A 22,150-nucleotide genomic window follows, 5' to 3' on the forward strand; every position below is an offset into this window, starting at 1 on the left:
CGCGCCACGCCCCGTCAACCTCTGCATCCAACCCGCCGGTCGGCCCATAGACACCTCCTTGATTGAAGGTGTTGCGTCGACCGGTTGAATCCACCTTGCGAGCCCCTGTCCGAGTGGCAAACCAGGCTGCCATCGCGTTCGGGTTGCCGGGCGTACAGGGCTTGCTCCAACGCATCGAGCACGAGGTCCGTGCGCATCGAACTGCTCACTCGCCAGCCCACGATGCGTCGGGCGAACACGTCGATGACGAAGGCCACGTACAGCCAGCCCTGCCAGGTGGGGACGTAGGTGAAGTCGCTGACCCACAGCTGGTTCGGCCGCTCGGCACGGAACTGCCGATTGACCCGGTCCAGCGGGCATGGGGCCTTGGCATCGCCGATGGTGGTACGCACGACCTTGCCGCGCATCACGCCGCGCAGCCCCATGCTGCGCATCAGCCGCTCGACCGTGCAGCGGGCCACGGCAGTGCCTTCGCGCGCCAGTTGCCGCCACACCTTGTCGGCACCGTAGACCTGCATGTTGGCCTGCCAAACGCGCTGAATCTGCGGCATCAGCATCTCGTCGCGTTTGGCTCGGGCACAGCGCCTGTGGGGCTCGCGCAGCAGCGCGGCATGGCGCCGGTAGGCCGACGGGGCAACCTGCAACACCTTGCAGAGCGGCTCGACCCCGAAGGCATCGCGGTGCTGGTCGATGAAGGCCTTCACGACTTCAGGCGGCGGTCGAGCTCCGCCTGGGCGAAAAACGCGCTGGCCAGCTTCAGTATCTCGTTGGCCCGGCGCAGCTCCTTGACCTCACGCTCGAGCTCCCTCATCCGATGTGCGTCGCTGCTCGTCACACCTTCGCGCACGCCGGCGTCGACCTCGGCGCGCTTGACCCATTCGTTCAAGGTCTGCGGCACGCAGCCAATCTTGGGGGCGATGGACTCGATGGCCGCCCACAACGACGGGTACTCCCCGCGTTGCTCTTGCACCATCCTCACTGCGCGCTCACGCACCTCGGGCGAGAACTTGTTCGACTTGCTCATAGCTCAATCCTCTCAGAGTGTTGAGCCTCCGCGAAAACCGGGGCGATTCAGACAGTGTCTCGGAATTTCCCTCAAGTGTTGCGTTCTGTCCCTGCCTTGCGGAAAGCGTCCGCGATATGAAGGACCGGGGGTAAGCTGCGAAGAATCGCCGCATGTTCTCAAGGTTGTCGGCGCTGAACCCGCGGCCGAAGCGCGATGTCAAGTCGACAGACAACCTCGCGATCAACTGTTCGCCGTAGCCCGCGCGGCGATTGCCGCTTTGCTCGGCTTCAACGATCCGTCGACCGATCTCCCAATAGCTCGCGGTCATCAAGGCATTGACGTTTCGGGCCGTTGCCTGCCGCGTTGCGTCAAGCAACGCCACGATCCCTGTATGGACGCCCGAGTAGCCAGCCGGCAAGGTAGCCGCGCTTGACTCGACGAAATTTGGTCTCCTCTTCATGCTCATTCCTCCGACATGTAGAGAGCTTCGACCGGCAGGACGCTGAGCACCTGTTGCATGCATCGGCTACATGCGCGGCAGAGCCGGTGAACAAGCAACGGGTCTGGTGTAGCAAGGGCATCTCTGTTGGCTGCAGGCCCATCATCCGCCGACTCCATCAAGCTGAGCGCCAGGGCGATGAGTCCCTCCGCCTGGACAAGGTCGTACATGAGCTCCCCCGCGGGATGGTCGACCTCATAGGAGCGGCGTACGTCTCGGATGGTCGAGTTAGTGAAGCAGATGCAGCCGTAGGTAAATGAAAAGAGCGAGTCGCGGCAGTGGTGCATCACAAGCCCATCCAAGACCGACTTGGCCTCTTGGAACTTGCTTCGCCAAGACGCATAGGGTTCAGGCAACGGCACGGTGCCTCTGGTGACTACAGGAGAATCAGCCATGGCGGACCTCCTTATGGTTCGTGGCAGGCCTCAGCCCGCCACGGTGTGCCGATGCGACGCTTGCGTAGAAATGCCCCATTCGTGAGGCCATAATCAAAATAGCCATGATGCACGTCCTTTCCGTATTGGGTGCGTTGTGGTCAGAACGGCCGCAGGGTTGCCCCCCTGTGGCCGTTCGCCTAATTTGCCAGTGGTCGGATCGGTGTCAACCCCGGCCCACGCCGCAGGCGAGCCGCCGCGCCGGGCGCGCCTTCACTCAGCGCATCGCGGAGTCGCGATGGCTTTTCAACTCTCCGTGCAACGTCAAGTCAATGCGCGGGGCTGCCAGAGCGCGCCGTGCAGAGGTGAACGAGCTTGACGTAGGCGTCAGGATGCGTGCAGTAACTCTGAAGGCTCAGGCATAGAACAGCCGCGCTTGTCACGATCCCGCGGATGACAGCCCAATTGTTTCGCTCGGCGATGTAGCCCTGGGCCGCGGTGGGCAGGCTGCTGTCACTGTGCACACCACCGGCGCGTCAGCGCCCAGTCCGGAGTCGCCTTGACTGACAAGGTGCAAGCCCTACTTGGTCGGGCTTGCCGTGAGGGGTTCGAAGTCCCTGTCCTGCGTTGCGTCAAGGTTGCCGCCCCGCCGCCATTCCAGCTGCACAGAACGGTGCGCGACAGCCCTCCACCAATCTCTGCCCTACCCATCATCTGCCCGCGACTGCCCCCAAGCGTTTGATGCCTAAGGCCGTCGGCGTGCGGAAGCGCGTCCTGCCGGATACGAGCGGAGCGTGGATGGCATCCAAGTGATGCCTCAACACCGCCCTGCTCGACTGCACCTTCCCTTCAACCTGCGAAATGGTCGCCGATTCCCTTGGACCAACTCCACCTCGACTTCACGCTCGAACTGGAGCGTTACGCGTTGCGCTCAACATCGGAACGAGCCGCCGCGGAGCGGGAGCACTTCGCGGCGCTGCCGACGGGCGACATGCAGGCCTTCATGCGACTCCTGAGCGCGGCGCCTGGTCTGAGCACGCGTGCCTCAGAGTTCAACGTCCTGACGGTGATGCGCGCAAACGGTCGAATCGACGAGAACGCATCAAGGAACCCGCCCTCTGCGACTGGCGCTTCGGGCGAATCCAGGTCGGGAAAACGCTGACGAAGTCACTGGGCAGACTGTCTTTGGGCAAACAGTCTTTGATTTACCCACTTCCTATGATCGCTGGCGAAACTCCAAGAAGTTCCCAAGAAACCGTCGTTTCAACGCTCGTACAAACGGCATCAAGTCGTTCACAGAGAGATTCAGTGGAGATCGCATAGATTTGCGCCTAATCGCCAGTTGCACTCCACTCAGTTCATCTTGGATTTCCGAGTTTCAGCCCAAAATGACGAAGGAGACATTGTGATCCAATATTTTCCGAATATCCGAGACGCGGGTAAAACAGCTGTCTCGGCAGTAGCTGTTGCGGCCCTGCTTTCTGGATGTGGCGGTGGAGAAACCCCAGCAACCTCAGCCGACGCCAAGCCGGCGACCATTACCGTGCTTTCAAGTCGGCCTGAAATGGTCTCTGACGGATCCGCCCTTCTGAAGATTTCACTGCCCGAAGGCGTCGTGGGCTCTGACGTGAAGGTGACCCGGGAAGCTGTCGACGTTACGGCGAACTTCAAACAGTCAGGTGAAGTGCTCGTAGGACTCATTGATGGCCTCTCCATTGGCCCCAATGTCGTCACCGTGCTTGCCAAGGGCGGTGTCGCTAAGGCAACCTTGGTCAACCACGACAAGAACGGCCCCATAATTTCCGGACCACATCAAATGCCGTGGGCATGCGAGACGGAAAGACTGATGCTGCGTGATGGAACTTCCTTCGGAAAAGCAATCGACGAAAACTGCAACGCGCCAACCCGGACAACTTATGTGTACCGCACTACGAGCGGAGAGTGGAAAAATCTTGCGGCTCCTTTCGCGATTCCCGCAGACATGAGCACGACCACCTCGCTCAATGGAAATACCGTGAACTATATCGTGCGCGTCGAGACGGGCACCTTGAATCGAGGCATCTACCAGATTGCGATGCTGTACGACCCGAACACGGAGCCGCAGATCGCTCCCGGGGCCGCCTATAAAGGGTGGAATGGTAAGGCCATGTACATCTTTGGCGGGGGCGTCGGCTCAGGCTATCGACAAGGCTTTCGGCTCGGAACGAATGTTGACGTGATTGCCTCTGGACCGTTCGGTGACGAACATGAAAAGTTGTCGCGCGGCTTCGCACTGCTGACGTCAACGCTCAATCTGTTTCAGAACAACGGCAGTGATGTGTTGTCGGCAGAGACCGCTTCAATGGTGAAAGAGCGATTCATCAAGACATACGGAGAGCCGATTTATGTCATGGGCTGGGGGGGCTCGGGCGGAGCCATGCAGCAACATCTCATCGCGAACAACTATCCGGGAATCCTAGACGGAATCGTTCCATCGGGCTCATTTCCTGATACCCACACGACCCTTCCATCCGACGTGGACTGCTCGCTCATGCATCGGGCCTTCGACAACGGGAATGAGGTCTGGACGGACGAGGAGAAGACGGCGGCGTCCGGATGGAACACGTGGGAAACCTGTCCTCAGTGGGAATCCATCTACAGTCCAACTTGGGTCGTAGCTACGGCCACCAACATTCCAGAGACAAACTACGGCTCTGGTCTGCTCTACGACTTCAACACCTGCCCTCTGTCGATGCCCCCAGGCACCGCTTACGACCCCATAACCAATCCATCTGGGGCGCGTTGCGATCTCTATTCGGGAATCAAGAACCTTCTGGGAATCGATCCCCTTACCGGTTTTCCCGCTCGAGCCTACGACAATGAAGGTCTGCAGTATGGGCTTGGCGCCTATCGAAATGGGAAAATCTCCGCCGAAAAGTTCGTCGAGTTGAATGAACTTGCCGGGGGCTATACGGTAGATGGGGCGTTACAGGCGGGCCGCACACAGGGTAGCTACGTTGCGCTAAATGCCATGTATGAATTCGGACGTGTCAACGAAGGTGGAAACCTTGGTGGAATTCCCATCATCGACACGAGGACGGATCCTGGCAAAGGCGCACAGGTACACGACTCTCTTCGCTCGATCACGATGCGCGAACGGCTTGTTCGCTCCAACGGTAGCGCAGCGAACCAAGTCATGCTGAAAGCGGATGGAACGCCGCCGGTGCCAGGATCAGCCCAATCACCTGCCAATCTGGACAAGATCGCCCTTCTGGCGATGGACCAGTGGCTGTCGAGCGTCAAGGCCGACAAGAGGAGCTATGCATCGGCCATGGAGAAGGTTGTGAGCAACAAGCCTGCTGGCCTGTCCGATGGCTGCTACCTGAATACGGGCGAAGTGATTCTTGAGTCGTTCGATGCCAGCAATAACGGACGATGTGGCACGCTGATGCCGGTCTACAGTAACCCTCGCATTGTTGCTGGAGCGCCTCTCACTGACGATGTGCTCAAGTGCCAACTCAAGGCTATCCAGGCGGGCGACTACCCTGGAATGGCATTGGACCTCTTCACTCGTCTTCGCGCCGTGTTCCCAAATGGCGTCTGCGACTTCTCGAAACCAGGCATCGGCGTAAAACCCCTGAAGGGGACCTACTTGGAATTCGGCGTCAATGGCTTGGGGACGGCGGAAGTACTGAAGTAGTCTGCTTACGATCGGGGTAGCGCGAATTTCCAACTCCTGTCGCTTGCGTTTATCTCCCTAACGATACATATCGCAAGCGACAGAATCTCGGCGGGGCGCGATGGGCCCAAAATACTGGCGTCTTTTAGACGACGCTCATTTATACGCCCCATCTCTGAAATCGACTCATCTGGTCCGAGTGGGATCGGTCTCGTTCGTCATTCGTCAATAGGAAAATCACATGAAGAACATTCTCATCTACTCTTCGATCATGTGTTCAGCGCTCGTAGCCTGTGGGGGCAGCGAGAACGAAACCGAGGCGGAAACCGGCGCGACGATCCCGGCGCTCTACAGCTACTCGCGGCCGGATACGTTCGGAATCAACAAAACGGCTGACATTCTCCTTCCGATGCGAGATGGCTTCAACCTGACCTGCGATTTGTATCGCCCAGCCGTTGCCGATGGATCACTGGCTTCCGGGAAGTTCCCCGGAATCGTTGCTGCCTACCATGGATACGGTAGAACGATGCCGCCGTTCTCTCAAGTGGGTGAAAGTTTCATATTTTCCCCCGCACTGGCAAGGAAGGGGTACAACATCCTCCGCTGTCAAACTCGGGGTTCACAGGGCACCGGGGGTGGAAGTCCAGCTCCGCAGAGTGTTGAACTTGTGGAACCGTGGCAGAAGCAAGAGCAGATCGACAACTACGATGTAGTGGAATGGCTTGGTGCTCAACCATTCTCTACCGGGCGGATTGGCCAAGTCGGCGGAAGTTACAGCGCAATTACTTCCCTACTTGTTGCGGGGAGACAACCCTCTCCGCCAAGCCTGAAGGCAATCGTCCCGTACTCCGGTGCGACGGACATGTATCTTCAGTTCGCCTATCCGGGAGGCATACGCACCGCGGAGAATGGAGATGCACGTGGTGCTTGGGCTTACAACTGCAGCACATTGACTGGAGAGGAGAGCTGCAGTACTCGCCTGCCAAACGAGTGGGCCGCTCACCCAACCTACGACGCTTACTGGGAGGAGCAGGCCATTGATCCGGGGGAAATATCCGCGGCAACCCTCTACATCAATGGATACCATGACATCTTTATCGCTGCGGCCGATGCAATCACTCCAACCCTGAATGCGAGAGATGATTTTTCAATGATCCTTGGCCCCAAGGGTCATGGTGCGGTCGGCACGGATCTCAAAGAGTCGGTGATTTTGGCTTGGTTCGATAAATGGCTTCGGCAGGATAGTGTCCCAAGGTTCCCCAAGGTGATTGCATTCGAGGAGCCCGTTCAAGGTGGACAGGATCGAGCGTACTCCTCTTGGCCGCCCAGGTCCGTCGTCAACACCACCATGTACTTTCAAGCCGACGGCGTGCTCAACAGTCAACCGGGAAGCAGCCATACGGACACGTACCAAGTGTCCGACGGCAATACGAGTGAGGATTTGCTCTATACAACGCAGCCGTACTCCGAAGCCCGCCTTTTGGCAGGTCCAATGAACGTGACTCTGGACGTGGCATTCTCCGCGAGCGACGGCAATCTGATTGCCTCTGTTTCGGATGTGTCGCCTGACGGAACGGAGGCATCCCTTGGTCTCGCAGGCTATTTGAAGGCAAGCCATCGCGAATCTCACAAGAGTCCCACTCCTTTGGTACCGAACCAGTTCTACTCGATCAACATCACGATCCCGAGCAAGCACTGGCGCATTGACGCAGGCCATCGCCTGCGTCTGAAGATCTCAAGTACCGATTCCGTCGTCGTGTCGGACGCGCCAGCCGGAACAGTGTCGATCAGGGGCGGAGGTGCGCAAGCTTCGGTCCTGGTGCTGCCGCTGATCGAATCAAGAAAGTAGCCGCTTTGCGGCGTGGATCAAGGCAAAGCATGGTCGCCGCAGGACAGCGGGCTTCAGACGGTCGAAGTGCGCCATGCTTCTCGCGCAATTATCTCAGTCGCCAGGGGCGCTGAAGGGCCTGCGGTCCCAGGTCAAGCTGAGCGACGACCACGAGATGCTGCAACGAGTCCCAGTCGGGCGCTGCGTCCAACCGGCTGCCAGCGCCCCTTCAAGTGGTCGAAACGACGCCGAGACCTCGCCGCAGGTGTTGTGCTCACGCCTGGCGCGTCGCCTAGCGAACTGAGGGTTTTCCAGAGTTTCTTTGGTCCATTTGTCATTCAAGCCTAGGTCCCGGTCCCTCCGCGCAGGAACACCAAAGCAATTGCCTACGGCCGTGGCACCCTCTCGCCCGAGCCACAGGCTAGTCCTTTCCCGCGCGCTTGCTGCACGCAGCGCAACACGCACGAGAGACGCGATGCACACCGCTACCAATGCAGCTCCTAATCGATTTCTGCCACACGAGCACGAGATACCCGCACTCTGCTTGTCGCAGGCCCCACGCAGCCGCGCAACGGCAGTACCCGCCGACAGACCCGAAGGCGGCCCCAAGCTCAATCCCCTGAGGCCCGAAGTGCCACGGAGATATCTCCCCCTGCCGCCGCATGGACGATGGCCGCAGGACAGCTTTCGATGCAGCAAGCGCGCTAGTGCATTCGCCACCTTCGGAGGCTTCTTCGGGCGGCATGCTGAACTGGCGCCACCGAAATGAAGGCTCCGTTCACGGGCCTGACAAGCAGAGCGGACTTCCAAACATTGGTGTCGAGCCTGGACTGGGTGAAGATGCTTCCCCCCTCCTCCAAGGAGCGCGTGCTGACGGACTGCTACGAGAGGACATACGGGGTCCGCGAAGTCGTCGCGCGCACAGGTGACGCGGCGAGCACCTGGATCGGAGTCAGTGAAGGACTTCTGAAGGTCAGCACCATCACTGCCACCGGGAGCACCATGATGTTCACTGCCGTGCCCAGTGGGTCATGGGTGGGCGAAGGCTCGGTGATCAAGTGGGAGCCCCGCCGATACGACCTGCTCGCGATGCGCGAAACACGAGTGATCCACGTACCGCGCCCGACCTTGATGTGGCTTCTAGAAACCAACTTCTCGTTCTGTCGGTACATCATCGATCACCTCAACGAGCGCACGGGGCAATTCCTGGCCATGCTCGAGATCGGCCGTATCACCGACCCGACCGGGCGCATCGCAGGAACGCTTCACAACCTTTTCAACTCCACGCTGAACCCGATGGCGAGTCCGGTCGTGCACATGTCGCAGGAAGAGCTGGGTGAGCTGGCCGGACTTTCCCGTTCGAGTACGAATGCGGCGATCTCGAAACTGCGCAAGATGGGTCTCATCGCGACCAGCTACGCTGGTGTGATCGTCTTGAACCTCCACGAGCTCAGTGCGTTTGTGCGGGAGATCGGCGTGCACGACGGCGTTCGTTGAAGTGATCGCCGGCGAAGGGCAACCAAACCTGCAGCAAGTCTGAGCGGTCTAAGCGAGAGGGTTCCGACTGGCTAGCTTCCTCGTTCGTAACGAACTGTCGATGGGCTGACCAACCATCGACGCCTGAAGGCATCGGAGAAGTGGCTGATGTTGGTGAAGCCGCACGCGATCGCTGCGGTGGTCACATTCGCCGAACCACCCATCAGCATGTGCTTGGCCTTGTCCAAGCGTGCTTCCAGCACGAACCGTTGGGGCGACACACCTGCGTGCCGCTTGAACAGGCGCGAGAAGGCAAACAAGTCCCCCGGGAAGTCGACGGCCGCGGCGAGGTCGCCAACGGAAAGTCGCCGGTCAAGATTGGCATGTGCGAAATCGATGGCTCTCGACACTGTCCGCAGATCGTCGTGGGACTTCATGGTCGGAAGCCGCCGCATGGCCAAACCGTTGATGCGGTACAGAACGGCCATGACCAGAGATTCGGAGTAGGCGACCCCCAACGGAGAGCCAGCTTCATAGTCGGCGAGGATCTCGGAGATCATCCGCGCAGCAGCCGGATCCTTCAGCCCCCAGATCGGAGCGCCTGACAAAGGGAGAGCGAATGGCCACTTGCCCTGCGGACCCATGAGCCAGCTTGTCTCGATCCAGATGCTCACCGACTCGACGTTGCCTGTCCAACGCGCCTGGCCGGCATGGCTTGGACCGAAAGACAAGGCACCGGGACTGATGCTGCAGCGCGACCAACGTGCGCCATCAGGACGAAACTCGTGCTTGCCCTGCGCAGCGCACGCGAGGCCGACTCCGACATGGCTCGCGAGGTCGTACTCGCATTCGCCTGCAGGCAGTCGTTCCCTCGAAACCTGGATGCCGGACCAAGGCCACCGCCGTCCTTCAAGCGGCCGCAAGCCCGTCAGCCTCATGACCTCCTGATCCATCTGCGTCTCCTACCTTCCTCGCCAGGGACTTCCGATCCCCTTTTCCTCGGCCGAAATGGTAACGCTGGGCAGCTCTGAGGTGCGGAAAGGAGCACAAGCCGGCGCATTGAGCATTTGCCCCCCCAAGAGATGGCCAGCTCGCGCGGTCCGCCATCCCTGTGACCGCTTGATGAGTAGATTCTCCGACAGCGGAAGGACTGCGGATCGCGCCGCGAGCGGCCTGTGGGCGGAGTTCATCCTGTCAGCGCCGCTCATGCCATCGCAGACATCGCAGGGCCGGCTCTACAGGGTCCAGCCAGCAACAACCTCGTCGACGTGCGACACGGCTGCCGGTGCAGGGCCTTGGACTCCCTGACCACTACGCGAGAACCGCGGTGCAGCGTTGGGCTGCAGCACCCCTCCAAGGTCACGATATACAGCACGATGCGCGATATGGGGATGCAAAGCTGCTTCGCGCGGCGCGAGCACCGGCGCGACGCAGGCATCGCCCCCCTCGAACACCGCCGCCCATTCCACCTGGCTGCGTTGACGGAACAGTGCAGCGATCCTGTCGCTGAACTCCGGCCAACGCGCGCGGTCGTGCTGCGGAAGATCCGCGGCATCCAACCCCATGCGCGCGCAGAACTCCGCGTAGAACTGCGGTTCGATCGCGCCAACCGCCATGTACAGGCCATCGCGCGTCTCGTAGCAGCGGTAGAAGTGCGATGCCGCATCGAGCATGTTGCTGGCGCGCTCGGCTCGCCAGTCGCCACGCACGAGCCGCCCCATGTAGAGCGAAAGCAGCGAGGCCGATCCATCGACGATGGCCGCATCGACCACCTGGCCTTTGCCGCTCGCGCGCGCCTCGAGCAGAGCCGCAAGCATTCCCATCACGAGGTACAACGAACCTCCTCCGTAGTCACCGACCAGGTTCTGCGGGGGAAGCGGCGGTGCGCCGCGAGGACCGAAGGTCGCCAGCGGTCCGGCGAGCGCGATGTAGTCGATGTCATGACCGGCCTGAAGCGCCTTTGGGCCATCCTGTCCCCAGCCGGTGATGCGTCCGTACACCAGCCGCGGATTTCGCGCCGCCACGACATCGGGTCCCAAGCCAAGGCGCTCCATGACCCCCGGCCGAAATCCTTCGAGCAGCGCATCGGCCTTGGCGAGCAAGGCCAATGCCTGCTCGACGCCGTCGGCAGTGCGCAGGTTGATCTCCACTACCCTGCGGCCACGCGAGACGACGTCATGCGCGGGACGGGCCCCGGCACCGGGACGGTCGATGCGCACGATGTCGGCTCCCATGTCGGACAGCAGCATCGCGGCGAAAGGTCCTGGGCCAATGCCGGCGAACTCGACGACCCGCAAGCCTCGAAGTGGGCCCGCTGGGCCTTCGCCTGGACACCGGGACTCGAATTCCATGTTGCCTGCGGTTGCGGTGGTCATTTCTCGATTTTACAATGTCGAAACCAATTTCTCCATAGTGAATTCAGGAGCAGTATGGCTGGACCGTTTCCCCACATTCGCGTTCTCGACCTGTCCCGCATCCTTGCGGCTCCGCTCGCGGCGCAGATCCTCGGCGACCTTGGGGCGGAGGTGATCAAGATCGAGAAGCCTGGCCATGGCGACGACACGCGGACCTTCGGGCCACCGTGGATGAAGGATGCGCAAGGCGTCGACACCAGCGAGTCCGCCTACTTTCTCGCGGGCAACCGGAACAAGAAGTCGATCACGCTGGACATCGCGACGCCGCGCGGCCAGGAGATCCTGCGCGAACTGGTGCGGGTAAGCGACGTCCTGATCGAGAACTACAAGGTCGGCAACCTCGACCGGTACGGGCTGGGATACGAGGATCTGAAGAAGATCAACCCGCGCCTCATCTATTGCTCGTTGACCGGATTCGGCCAGGATGGTCCGTACGCCGAGCGCCCGGGCTACGACTTCGTGTTCCAGGGCATGGGCGGGCTCATGAGCATCACCGGAGAGATGGACGGCCTGCCGGGCGGCGGCCCCCAGAAAGTGGGCATCCCGATCATCGACTACATGACAGGACTCAATGCTGCCATCGCGCTGTGTGCCGCGCTGGCGCACCGGGAGCGTACCGGCGAAGGCCAGCACATCGACTGCGCACTGCTCGACATGGCGGTGGCCGTGAACGTGACGCAGGTCTTGTCGCAGTTCTGCGGAGGCCAAATCCCTCGCAGACTGGGAAACGCACACCCGCACATCGTGCCATACGAGGTCTTTCCCACGGCCGATGGTCACATGATCCTCGCCGTCGCCAACGACGCGCAGTTCCAGCGATTCTGCGCAGTGGCTGACCGCCCCTCGCTTGCCGCCGATCCACGCTTCGCCACGAACTCGCAACGCGTGATCAACCGTGGCATCCTGACGCCGATCGTGACCGAGTTGCTGGCCAAGCAGTCCAGGCGCTGGTGGCAGGAGCACCTGGAGCAAGCCGGTGTTGCCTGTGGGCCGATCAACAACCTGCACGAAGTCTTCGAGGATCCGCAGGTGCTGCACAGAGGCCTGCGGGTGGACATGCCCCACCCGCTCGGAACCGCCCCCACGCTTGCAAGTCCTCTGAGACTGTCTGCCACGCCCGTGAGCTACCGACGTGCGCCGCCGCTTCTCGGCGAGCACACACGTGAGGTTCTCGAAGAGCTGCTGCACATGCCGGCGTCCGCTGTCGACGCGCTGTCGGCAGAGCGCGTGATCTGAGCGCGAAGGCGTGATGCCTTCCTCGCTCAGGCGCGCTTCATGAGCACGCGAGCCGTGTAGTCCAAGGCGACCTCGTCGCGCTGGTTCAGCACGGAGATCGCAAGGGAGACCACCCCCCGGGTCGGATCGCGGGTTTCCTTCGTCCCGGAGATGCGCACTTCAGCATGCAAGGTGTCGCCCACGCGCACAGGCTGGAGGAAGCGGAACGCGTCCATGCCCAGTCCGGCGAGCGTGTTCGGTCCAAGGATGCTCTCCATCATTCCCGCGGAGAGGGACGCAGTCAGAAATCCGGGCGCAATCGGCCCCCCGAAGGCGGTTGCCGCGCGCGCGTGTTCCCGATCGATGAAGAGTGGCAGTTGCAGCCCGGCCATTGCAGTGAAGCCCACAAGATGGCTTTCGGTCACGGTACGGCTGTAGCTGACGTGGACATCACCTTCGACGAAGTCCTCGAAGACCGGAGTGCGCGGAGCGATGCGCCGCGATCCACCCTTCGCTTCTGCTGCCGCGCTCATTTCGCAAACCCCAGGGTCTTCGAGAGCTTCGATGCCTTGTCGATCTCCGCCTGCATTTCCTTGATGAACTGCTCGTTCGACGGCGAGATCGGGTGGGCTCCCAGGGGCGTCAAGCGGTCGATGACCTCTTTCGAGGACATTGCCTTGACCGCCAGCTCGTGCAGGCGTACGCCGACATCCTTAGGCAGGCCAGCGCGTGTCACGAACCCATACCACAGCGGCGTTGCCACGTAGTTTGGTTGGCCCAATGCTTCCGCGAGATGGGGAACGTCCGGCAACTGCGCCGAGCGTTGCGAGTCGAAGACGCCAAGTGCCTTGACCTTGCCGGCTCGCACATGCGGCAGGCACAGCGGCATGGCGGATGGGTACATCGACACCTGCCCCCCGATCACATCGGTCATGGCCTGGGCGGTGCTCTTGTACGGGATCTCGACGATGTCCAGCCCCATGGCCTGCTTGAAGATTTCCATCTCAAGCTGGCTCGGTGTCCCCTGACCGGAGGAGGCGTAGTTCAGCTTGCCCGGATTGGCCTTCGCGTAGGCGATCAGTTCCTGGATGGTGCCGATGTTGAGCGCGTTGGCGATCGTCAGAACGATGGGAACGATCGCGACCTTGGCAACCGGGACGAAGTCCTTCAGCGGGTCGTACGGCGGCTTGAGACTCGTCGCAGCCACGATGGTGAAGGGATTGGCCACCATCAGCAACGTATGCCCATCCGGCGCGGCCTGCATGGCGGCCATCGTGCCAACGATGCCGCCGCCACCCTCCCGGTTCTCGACCACCACGACCTGTCCCGTGTCCTCGCCGATCTTCTGCCCGAACGTGCGCGCAATGACATCGCTTCCCGTTCCTGGTGCGAAGGGGACGATGATCTTCATCGGTTTGCTCGGAAAAGCGGGCTGCGCGAGGGCAGCCGGCGAGATGGTGAACGGCGCCGCCACCGCAAACGCTCCCGCAAGGCCGGCGCGCACGATGTCTCTGCGCCTCGGCGTCTGTTGTTGGTCCTGCTTCATGCTTGTCTCCGTTGGTTGTGAATTCTGGGTTCGATGCCCTCGCGCTCGGGCTGATTGGTTGACTGCAACGATCAGGCGTCCCGCCATCAGGCAGACTGCGTCACGGCGCAAGCAGCCTGTCGATCTCTGCCTGCGAGCAGCCGATGCTCTGCAACAAGGCGTGGCTTGAGTCGCCCACGTCGGGCCATGCGTAGCGTGGATCGCCTGGACGCGGTGCGCTCACCCCGGGCGTGCGTGGCATCCGAAAGACACCGCAGCTCGGGTCGGAAACCTCCGGCGCGGCATCGACCGCCTCGACCAAGGGATGCCTGAACCAGGTACCCAGCGTGTTGACCTCGCTCGCGACGACACCATGGGCCGCCAGATGAGCGAGCCAATCTTGGGTTCCGCGCTCCAGTAGCGCCATCGCGAACTGGGTCTCCAGATGCGCAGCGTGCCGCGCACGCTTGACGAAGCTGTCAAAGTCAGGTTCCTCCGCGAGATCAGCGCGTCCTGTTGCCCGGCACAGTGCGCCGTACTGCGACTCCTTGCTGAGCGTAACCGCGATCCATCCATCGCGCGTTCGGTAGACGCCGGCGGGCACGTTGAGGGCAACGGGATCGTCGCCCTCCAGCGATCCTTCGATCAGCTTTGCAGAGAGAAAAGCCGCCGTCGACTGCATGAGGCTCACGTCGATGTGACGCCCCGGTTGCCCACGCAGACGCCCATACAGTGCGGAGGCCAGCGCCTGAAACGCATAGAGCGCCGTAAGGGTATCGACCGCGAGAAAGCCCAGGCGCCGTGGCCGCCCTTGCGCATCCGTGTTGAGGCTCATCATCCCCGAGAAGCCCTGGATCACAGTGTCGGTCGCCGCCTGCTGCGCCCCAGGACCCTGCTGCCCAAAGCCGCTCACCGACAGGTAGACCACATCCGGATTCCGCGCCCGAACCTGTTCATAGCCGATTCCGAGTTTGTCCACGACGCCTGGGCGAAAGCTCTCGATGAACACGTCGCAGCGTTCGGCAAGGCGCAGCACCGCCTCGGCCGCTCCGTCGCGCTTGATGTCGATCGCCAGGCTCTTCTTGCCACGGTTGGCCATCAGGTCGATGGCAGTGTGGTTGTTGTAGCGCTGGCCGATCCCACGACTCCAGTCCCCGAGGGGCGGTTCGAGCTTGATCACCTCCGCTCCCTGTTGCGCGAGCAGCGAGCCGCAGTAAGGCCCCGCCAGGCCCTGGCTCGCGTCCAGGACGCGGACGCCATGAAATGGAAGCGAAGCTGCCGCGCTGCCGTCGGAATCGTTCATCGTCATTGACTCTCCGATTTCCCTATGGAAAAATTAGTTTCGACATTGTGAATTCAAAAATCGAGACAAGCAACAAGAGGTGACCCCAGGCATGAGACATCTGGAAGACGACGACCTCACGTCGGAGCAGCAGTTGCTGCGCGAGAACGTGGCACGTTTCATGGAACGGGAAGTGCGCCCGACCGTAGCGGAGTTCGAGGCGCGCGGCGAGTTCGACTGGACGCTGCCAGCACGACTTGCAGAGTTCGGCTACCTCGGCGGCTTTCTGCCCGAGGACCAGGGTGGCTACGGCCTGTCCTACATGGACTTCGCGGTTCTGATGGAGGAAGCCGGCTACCAGTGGCACAGCCTGCGGGCGATCCTCAACACCATGAACATGGCGGCGCTGATGATCGCGAGGTTGGGAACGCCCCAGCAGAAGGAGAAATATCTCGCTCCCCTGCTTGCCGGCCAGCTTCGGGTCTGGGTCGGCATCACCGAGCCGAACCATGGGTCCGATGTTGCGGGCATAGAGACCCGTGCGGTACAGGAGGGGGGTCACTGGATCATCAACGGAAGCAAGCTCTGGATCACCAACGGCGCGATCGCGGAACTTGGCATCCTGATGGCCAAGACAGCAGGCCGACCAGGCGAGCCGGATGGCATCACGGCGTTCCTGGTGGACAGCCGCGAGACCGCGTTCGAGAAGCGCCGCGTCCACACCATGGTCCTGCGCGCCACCACGACCTCCGAGCTCAGCTTTCAGGACATGCGTATTCCGCAGGCCAATGTGTTGGGCGAAGTCGGCAATGGACTCAAGAACATCCTGCTGGCGTTGAGCTTCGGGCGCTTGTCCGTCGCGGCAGGCGCTGTAGGAGCAGCCCAGGCGGCATTCGATCTCTCTGTCGAGTACGCCAAGACCCGCCGACAGTTCGGCGCACCGATCGGCTCCTATCAGTTGGTCCAGAAGATGGTGGTCGACATGCAGGTGCGTACCGAGGCAGCGCGGCAACTCGTACGCCGCGCCGCCCGCACACTGGACCGCGGAAGGCCAGGCCGGATGGCCTGCTCCATCGCCAAGCTGTACAGCGCCCAGGCCGCCCATGAAGTTGCCGACCTGGCGCTGCAAGTGCACGGGGGCATGGGATACAGCGCCGACTATCCGATCGAGCGGATCTTTCGGGACACCCGTGGTGCCGTGATCCCGGAAGGCACGACGGAGATCCAGACGCTGATCATCGGCCGCGAGCTGCTAGGCATTTCGGCGTTCGGCGCCGACCGAGACTGACGATGTCCACAACCACGAACGGAATGGAGCCCCTGATGAACGATCGCCTGCTTGGCAAACTTCAAGACCTTGTCATCCACTACGAGGATCTGGAGGTGGGCGACACCTTCACGACCTCGGGGCGGACCGTGACCGAAGCCGACGTCGTGAATTTCGCGGGCCTGTCCGCGGACTACAACTCCCTGCACGTGGATGCCACCTTCGCATCGACCACACAGCACGAAGGACGTATCGCGCACGGGCTCCTGGTACTGGCCATCGCATCCGGTCTGTGCACGCGCCTACCGCTCATGAAGTTCCTCGAGCCGTCCATCCTGGGCCTGGCCGATCTCCAATGCAAATTTCGTCGACCCTGCAAGATCGGCGACACCCTGCACGTGCGTATGCGCGTTACCGACAAGCAGCCCGGCAAGAAGCCGGACCGGGGCACGGTCACCTTCGCGCGCACTGCCGTCAACCAACGCGGCGAAGACGTGATGGAAAGCCAGTGGCAGCTCGTGGTGCGGAATCGAGGAAGCGTGCAATGAGAGCGTCGTCCCCTCCCCGGACGCGCATCGCGCGTCATACGGAAGCCGCCGTGTATGTCAGGGACTACGATCTGGTGCAGGACCTCATCGGCAAGTTGAGCTTCACCGAGATGATCGTTCTGCAGCTCACCGGCAGAATGCCAACCGCGTTGCAGACCCGCATTCTCGACGCCGTGCTGGTGACACTGATGGAGCATGGCTTCACGCCGAGTTCGATCGTCGCCCGCCTCATCTACGACTCCACACCCGAGGCGATGCAGTCGGCGGTCGCTGCGGGCCTGCTCGGCGTCGGAGGTACCTTCATCGGCACCATGGAAGGGGCAGCCTGCCTGATCGACGACATCCTGCAGGCAGGCGAAGGCGCCGAAGCGCGCGCCCGGAAGATCGCCACCGAGCACGCCCAACGGCGCAATCCTGTGCCCGGCTTTGGCCACCCGTTCCACAAGCCCGACGATCCCCGCTCGCCCAAGCTGCTTGCACTGGCCAGGGAGTCGGGCGCGCCCGGACGACACATCGAAGCACTGGAGTTGCTATCCCGCGAGGTCGACGCGGCGTTCGGGCGCCATCTCACCATCAACGTCACCGGCGCCGTGGCCGCGCTGCTCGGCGAGATTGACATCCCCCAGAAGATCATGCGAGGTCTTGCGGTTGTGAGCCGCGCCGCCGGCCTCGTCGGACATATCCACGAGGAACAGGAGCTGCCGACTGCGCGCCATGTCTGGGGCCTGGTGCAAAGGGAAGTTCCCTACGAGGAGAATCCAAGGTGAGTGTCTCGACACGGCGAGCGCTGTTGCTTGCGGCAGGCGCTGGGGCCTGTGCCCTGCCCTTCTTCGCGATCGCCCAAGCCGGATACCCGAGCAAGCCGGTGAGGATGATCGTTCCCTTCCCTCCTTCCGGGTCGACAGACATCGTTGCGCGCACGGTCGCGGACAAACTGGCCTCGGCACTCGGGCAGAGCGTGGTCGTGGACAACCGTCCCGGAGCGACCGGCGCCATCGGCCTGGACGCATTGGCGCGCTCGGAGCCTGACGGCCACACCATCGGACTGGCAACCATCGGCAGCATCGCCATCAACCCCGTGGTCAGCAAGAGGCTCAGTTGGGACCCGCGCCGCGACTTCGCGCCGATAGGGTTCATCGGCGCTACGCCGTTCGCGCTGCTTGTTCGGCCGGACCTTCACGCCTCCAGCATGGCCAAGTTCATCGCGCTGGCGCGGAGCCAACCGAATGGACTCACATACGCGACCGGGGGAAATGGAGGCTCGCAGCATGTGGCCTCCGTACTGCTGGAGGAGATGGCCGGCATCAGCATGCGGCAGATTCCGTACAAAGGGAGCGGTCCAGCATTGGTGGACCTCATGGGTGGGCAGGTCGACATGATGATCGAGCCGGCAGTATCGGCCGCGCCGCACATCCGTTCCGGCAAGGTGCGGGTCCTCGCGCTCACCGGGGCCGCGCGCTCGCCAAGCTTTCCCGATGTGCCGACCGTTGCCGAGTCGGTGCGGGGCTATGAGGTTGCAGCCTGGTTCGCGCTCTTCGCGCCCGCCAGGACGCCGGCCTCCGTCGTCGCGCGCATCAACGGGGAACTGCGCAAGGTGCTGTCCGACCCACAGGTCATCGAGCGGCTGTCCAGTGCGGGCGTGGAGGTGTCGACGAAGTCGCCCGATCAGCTTGCTGCCTATCTTGCGCAGGAGCTGGATAAGTGGAAGAACGTGGTTGCCAAGGCCAACATCACTGCCGACTGACTCGTCGCGCGAATCAACCGAGAAGGAACTGACGTGAAGCTAGGATTGGAAGGAAAGGTCGCGATTGTCACCGGTTCAGGCCGTGGCATCGGCGCAGAGGCGGCGCGTGCGTTGGCCGAGGAAGGTGCGCGTGTGGTCGTCACCGACATCGATCCGGAGACGACGGCGGCAACCGTGAACCAGCTGCGCGGAGATGGGCACGAGGTCATCGGCGTGGTCGCCGACGTGACGAAGGCCGACGACGTGGCCCGCCTCACCGAACAGGCCGTCTCGGCCTTCGGGACGCTGCATATTCTGGTGAACAACGCGGGATTCCCCAAGGACAACTACCTCACCAAGATGCCCGAGGCGGACTGGGACCTCGTGACCGGCGTGATCCTCAAGGGCGCCTACCTCTGTTCCAAAGCAGCCGTGCCGCACATGATGGCCCAGCGTTGGGGACGGATCATCAACATCTCCTCGCGTGCACACATGGGAAACCCCGGCCAAAGCAGCTACTCCGCGGCCAAGGCAGGCCTCGTGGGCTTCACGAAGGCGATCTCCTACGAGGAAGGGAAGTTCAACATCACGGTCAACGCGATCGCACCGGGCTTCGTCGAAACGGAGTTGATGCGCAGTCTCCCGGCCTACGACCAGATCAAGGAGAAATGGCTCAAGGCGACGCCGTTGCCGCGTTTGGGCGTACCACGCGACATCGCGGATGCCGTCCTGTTCCTGGCCTCCGAGCGCGCCGGCTTCATCACCGGCGAACTGCTGCACGTGACGGGCGGACGCTACTCGAACTAGGTCTTTCGGCCACCACCCGACGCCAATCGGTGGTGGCGGTCAGCGCGTCGCGACTTCCATCTCGGCACACGCGCTGGCCAGGCTGCGCGCGTGCTTCTCGATCAGCGGCTCCATGCGCGAGAGCGGCCCTGCGATCGCGACGGCATGCGGATCGAAACCCAGCAAGGTGGACTTCGCGACCGCTTGCACGTCCACAACGCTTTCGCCGCGGGTCATGTGCCAGCCTCGGGCCTCGCCCGCTGCCACGTCAGCCAGAAGTCGCCGTGGACTGACGATCGTGTTGGACGTGACCTTCTCGTAGACGAGTCGTTCGGCCAGTTCGCTTCGGACCTGAACCTCCAGCGCGCCCAGCAATGCCTTTCCCAATGCACTCGAATGCAGCGAACGCAGGTCGGCGACCTTGGCGCTGTAGCGAATGACCTCGGACGACTCGATCACGTGGATGTACTGCACCAGGCGATCCTGCCGCCGGGCCAACACCACTGTTTCACCCGTCTTGTCGCGCAGCGCCTCAAGGATGGGCGTGACCCGCGAAAGCACCGGATCGTGGGCCACGAGATGTCCTCCCAGCTCGTACAGCAGGCGCGTTGGGTAGTAGGTGCGCTGCGCGGCAAGCTGACTCAGGTAGCCACGCGACATCAGCGTGTTCACCAGGCCGTGGCAGCTGCTCACCGGGATCTCCATTGCCGCGGCGATCTCGGACAAGCTCATCGGCCGCATCTCCCTGCGGAAGACCTCGAAGAGATCGAGCGTGCGGTCCGCGGCCTTGACTCTTTTTTTGGTTTCCATCGCCGAATTCTAGGGTCGGGCGCCCGTGCAGCAAGCCCGACCGCAAAGCCGCGACCCTAGCCTGCGGTCGCGCCGTGGCTTAAGGGAACTGCAGAGAACCCTTGAAGCCCGCGCACCCAGGACCGATCCGCGAACATCAGATGGCACCCGCCAGCGCGTCCTTCATGCGACCCACTTCGACCCCCCGCGCAAGAGGCGCTTCGTTCTTCACGGCGAGCACCTCTGCCATCACGCTTACCGCGATCTCCGCGGGGGTCTTGCTTCCGATGTACAAGCCGATGGGGCCGCGAAGGCGCGCGAGCGAAGCTGGCGTCTGCTCAAAATGGGCGATCATCCGGGCGCGTCGAGCATCGCTGTTGCGCCGTGAACCGATGGCTCCGATGTAGAACGCTTCGGTCTCCAACGCATCCAGCAGCGCGAGGTCATCGAGCTTCGGATCGTGCGACAACGCGATCACGCAACTGCGGCGATCCGGTCGGAACGCTCGAACGACATCGTCGGGCATTCCCTTTAGGCACTCGACGTCGGGGAGCGACCAGCAACTCAAGTGCTCTTCCCTAGGGTCGCACACCGTCACCATGAACCCACTGAACAAGGCCATCGTGGACAGGTACTCGGCCAACTGGCCCGCACCGATGAGCAGCATCCGGTACTCCGGGCCGAAGGTGTTGGTCACCCAATGGCCGTCGTCTCGAAGTCCGGCAGGACTCGTCGATGGCCAATGGACCGCGCGCCCAGTGCCGCACTCGAGACGACGCTCCATCAGCTTCCCCTCACGCAATGACGCGACCAGAGCCTCCAGCTCAACAGCACAAGGGTTGAACTCCAGCATCAGCTCGATCGTTCCGCCACAAGGCAAGCCGAAACGATGGGCCTCGTCCGCGGAAATGCCGTAAATCAAACGCTCGGGCGAAGCGTTCTGCATGGCATGCGCGTGTCTGTGCGGCTGAACACCAGGTACTTGTCCACGAAAGCGGTGGATGAGATCGTCCTCGATGCAGCCGCCAGACACCGAGCCTACGACGGCACCGGTTTCGCAAAGCGCCATGACCGACCCGACAGGTCGAGGTGAGGATCCCCACGTTCGGATCACAGTGACGAGCACTGCGCTAAGGCCGGCTTGGCGCCAACCGCATAGCGTGCGCAAAACTCTCACATCAAGATTCTCCATCGTGTCTCCTGCGACTCGAACAGTCCAGCGCAGGAGAGATGCCATTGACTGCCTCCTGCATCGTGCCGAATCAAGATCAACTTGCCCTGCTCTGCACCGGGTTCGAACTCGTGGCCTGTCCGTTCCATGACCTTCGCGCCCCGGCGCATGGACATCAAATGGTCCCCCGCACGGGGGCCATTCTGTTGGGTTGTGTGGCTTGGTTCTATCGAGAATGTGCGCTGTTCTTACAGAAGCTTGCGCCCTCATCCTTTTGGCGTGGGCTGCGTTGAGAAGCTCCTGCAGGCGTCACGAACGGCGTTGTTGCATTACAGCCTGGGCACGCCCCGAACGGTACGCGTGGGATAACTCCGTCTGGGGAAGGGGCTCGACCTCAGATCGGGTTATGCAACAGTGCCCTTTACATCGCATACCCCACGCAGCAAGGCACCTTCATAGCTCGTATGGGCGGCCAAGTCTGGTGTCGGAGAATCAGCGCAGAAAGCCAGCCAGCCCTTGGCAACATCCACTCCCACAATGCGCTCAAGCGTCGGTTCGCCCATGCGCACATCCATGTCGAACATGCGGG

Annotated in this window: 19 protein-coding genes, 2 pseudogenes and 1 other annotated feature; of the genes and pseudogenes, 10 read left to right on the forward strand and 11 right to left on the reverse strand. The window is 62.1% G+C overall.

From position 1 onward, the window contains the following. Positions 1 to 95: 95 nt before the first annotated feature. The 3 genes and pseudogenes from DES41_RS23100 to DES41_RS23110 all read right to left on the reverse strand — a co-directional run. A pseudogene (locus tag DES41_RS23100) lies at positions 96 to 1,024 on the reverse strand (IS3 family transposase); the annotation flags it as partial. Further along, positions 630 to 746 (reverse strand) — a sequence feature (AL1L pseudoknot). (Overlaps the previous pseudogene by 117 nt.) Before the next feature lie 49 nt (positions 1,025 to 1,073). Continuing rightward, a pseudogene (locus DES41_RS23105) lies at positions 1,074 to 1,466 on the reverse strand (DUF1016 N-terminal domain-containing protein); the annotation flags it as partial. Between the two features lie 2 nt (positions 1,467 to 1,468). Continuing rightward, positions 1,469 to 1,900, reverse strand: a complete 432-nt coding sequence (locus tag DES41_RS23110; protein WP_147282934.1) for a hypothetical protein — start codon at positions 1,898 to 1,900, stop codon at positions 1,469 to 1,471. An 856-nt stretch (positions 1,901 to 2,756) separates the two neighbouring features. Here DES41_RS23110 and DES41_RS37940 point away from each other — a divergent pair. The 4 genes from DES41_RS37940 to DES41_RS23125 all read left to right on the forward strand — a co-directional run bounded on the left by DES41_RS37940 (position 2,757) and on the right by DES41_RS23125 (position 8,862). Beyond that, on the forward strand, positions 2,757 to 3,041 hold the full coding sequence (locus DES41_RS37940; RefSeq protein WP_147282935.1) for a hypothetical protein: 285 nt from the start codon (positions 2,757 to 2,759) through the stop codon (positions 3,039 to 3,041). 243 nt (positions 3,042 to 3,284) lie between these two features. After that, the gene (locus DES41_RS37945) at positions 3,285 to 5,558 is read left to right on the forward strand and encodes a DUF6351 family protein (protein WP_147282936.1); all 2,274 of its coding nucleotides are present in this window, start codon (positions 3,285 to 3,287) and stop codon (positions 5,556 to 5,558) included. Between the two features lie 220 nt (positions 5,559 to 5,778). Beyond that, positions 5,779 to 7,386 carry a CocE/NonD family hydrolase gene (locus tag DES41_RS23120; protein WP_114470039.1) on the forward strand — a complete coding sequence of 536 codons (1,608 nt, stop codon included), beginning with the start codon at positions 5,779 to 5,781 and terminating at the stop codon, positions 7,384 to 7,386. Positions 7,387 to 8,130: 744 nt separating this feature from the next. Beyond that, positions 8,131 to 8,862 (forward strand): Crp/Fnr family transcriptional regulator, encoded by a 732-nt coding sequence (locus DES41_RS23125; protein WP_114470040.1) that lies wholly within the window; start codon positions 8,131 to 8,133, stop codon positions 8,860 to 8,862. A 71-nt stretch (positions 8,863 to 8,933) separates the two neighbouring features. On the opposite strand, the gene DES41_RS23130 is transcribed toward DES41_RS23125, so the two are convergent. Together DES41_RS23130 and DES41_RS23135 are read right to left on the reverse strand one after the other, a co-directional pair. After that, on the reverse strand, positions 8,934 to 9,794 hold the full coding sequence (locus DES41_RS23130; RefSeq protein ID WP_114470041.1) for a helix-turn-helix domain-containing protein: 861 nt from the start codon (positions 9,792 to 9,794) through the stop codon (positions 8,934 to 8,936). Positions 9,795 to 10,076: 282 nt separating this feature from the next. Continuing rightward, complete coding sequence (locus tag DES41_RS23135; RefSeq protein ID WP_114470409.1) at positions 10,077 to 11,192, reverse strand: CaiB/BaiF CoA transferase family protein; 1,116 nt, start codon at positions 11,190 to 11,192, stop codon at positions 10,077 to 10,079. A gap of 78 nt (positions 11,193 to 11,270) precedes the next feature. Here DES41_RS23135 and DES41_RS23140 point away from each other — a divergent pair, with 78 nt between their 5' ends. Further along, on the forward strand, positions 11,271 to 12,491 hold the full coding sequence (locus tag DES41_RS23140) for a CaiB/BaiF CoA transferase family protein (protein WP_114470042.1): 1,221 nt from the start codon (positions 11,271 to 11,273) through the stop codon (positions 12,489 to 12,491). A gap of 26 nt (positions 12,492 to 12,517) precedes the next feature. Here the strand turns inward: DES41_RS23140 and DES41_RS23145 are convergent, their stop codons facing one another. The 3 genes from DES41_RS23145 to DES41_RS23155 form a co-directional block, all read right to left on the reverse strand. After that, the gene (locus tag DES41_RS23145) at positions 12,518 to 13,003 is read right to left on the reverse strand and encodes a MaoC family dehydratase (RefSeq protein ID WP_114470043.1); all 486 of its coding nucleotides are present in this window, start codon (positions 13,001 to 13,003) and stop codon (positions 12,518 to 12,520) included. Continuing rightward, complete coding sequence (locus DES41_RS23150) at positions 13,000 to 14,016, reverse strand: Bug family tripartite tricarboxylate transporter substrate binding protein (RefSeq protein ID WP_170168265.1); 1,017 nt, start codon at positions 14,014 to 14,016, stop codon at positions 13,000 to 13,002. The genes DES41_RS23145 and DES41_RS23150 overlap by 4 nt, the downstream gene beginning before the upstream one ends. A 100-nt stretch (positions 14,017 to 14,116) precedes the next feature. After that, positions 14,117 to 15,298, reverse strand: a complete 1,182-nt coding sequence (locus DES41_RS23155; RefSeq protein ID WP_170168266.1) for a CaiB/BaiF CoA transferase family protein — start codon at positions 15,296 to 15,298, stop codon at positions 14,117 to 14,119. 91 nt (positions 15,299 to 15,389) lie between these two features. Between DES41_RS23155 and DES41_RS23160 the strand changes: the two genes are divergently transcribed. Genes DES41_RS23160 through DES41_RS23180 form a run of 5 tightly spaced genes read left to right on the forward strand, consistent with a single transcriptional unit; the run spans position 15,390 to position 19,622 of the window. Next, a complete protein-coding gene (locus DES41_RS23160) occupies positions 15,390 to 16,565 on the forward strand; it encodes an acyl-CoA dehydrogenase family protein (RefSeq protein WP_114470046.1) in 1,176 nt (391 codons plus the stop codon). A 35-nt stretch (positions 16,566 to 16,600) separates the two neighbouring features. Beyond that, entirely contained in the window at positions 16,601 to 17,092 is a 492-nt protein-coding gene (locus DES41_RS23165; protein ID WP_114470410.1) for a MaoC/PaaZ C-terminal domain-containing protein, read from the forward strand. Beyond that, on the forward strand, positions 17,089 to 17,859 hold the full coding sequence (locus DES41_RS23170; RefSeq protein ID WP_114470047.1) for a citryl-CoA lyase: 771 nt from the start codon (positions 17,089 to 17,091) through the stop codon (positions 17,857 to 17,859). The genes DES41_RS23165 and DES41_RS23170 overlap by 4 nt, the downstream gene beginning before the upstream one ends. Further along, on the forward strand, positions 17,856 to 18,836 hold the full coding sequence (locus DES41_RS23175; RefSeq protein WP_147282937.1) for a Bug family tripartite tricarboxylate transporter substrate binding protein: 981 nt from the start codon (positions 17,856 to 17,858) through the stop codon (positions 18,834 to 18,836). The genes DES41_RS23170 and DES41_RS23175 overlap by 4 nt, the downstream gene beginning before the upstream one ends. A 12-nt stretch (positions 18,837 to 18,848) precedes the next feature. Further along, complete coding sequence (locus DES41_RS23180; RefSeq protein WP_342769686.1) at positions 18,849 to 19,622, forward strand: SDR family NAD(P)-dependent oxidoreductase; 774 nt, start codon at positions 18,849 to 18,851, stop codon at positions 19,620 to 19,622. Between the two features lie 39 nt (positions 19,623 to 19,661). On the opposite strand, the gene DES41_RS23185 is transcribed toward DES41_RS23180, so the two are convergent. The 3 genes from DES41_RS23185 to DES41_RS37950 form a co-directional block, all read right to left on the reverse strand. Then, positions 19,662 to 20,411: an IclR family transcriptional regulator gene (locus tag DES41_RS23185; RefSeq protein WP_114470050.1), complete on the reverse strand. Its 750-nt coding sequence runs from the start codon at positions 20,409 to 20,411 to the stop codon at positions 19,662 to 19,664. A 136-nt stretch (positions 20,412 to 20,547) separates the two neighbouring features. Beyond that, on the reverse strand, positions 20,548 to 21,582 hold the full coding sequence (locus tag DES41_RS23190) for an XdhC family protein (RefSeq protein WP_114470051.1): 1,035 nt from the start codon (positions 21,580 to 21,582) through the stop codon (positions 20,548 to 20,550). Between the two features lie 383 nt (positions 21,583 to 21,965). Beyond that, positions 21,966 to 22,145: a hypothetical protein gene (locus DES41_RS37950; RefSeq protein WP_147282938.1), complete on the reverse strand. Its 180-nt coding sequence runs from the start codon at positions 22,143 to 22,145 to the stop codon at positions 21,966 to 21,968. Between the last annotated feature and the right edge of the window lie 5 nt (positions 22,146 to 22,150).

It is taken from the genome of Pseudorhodoferax soli (assembly GCF_003337555.1).
GTDB classification, from domain to species: Bacteria; Pseudomonadota; Gammaproteobacteria; order Burkholderiales; family Burkholderiaceae_C; genus Pseudorhodoferax; species Pseudorhodoferax soli.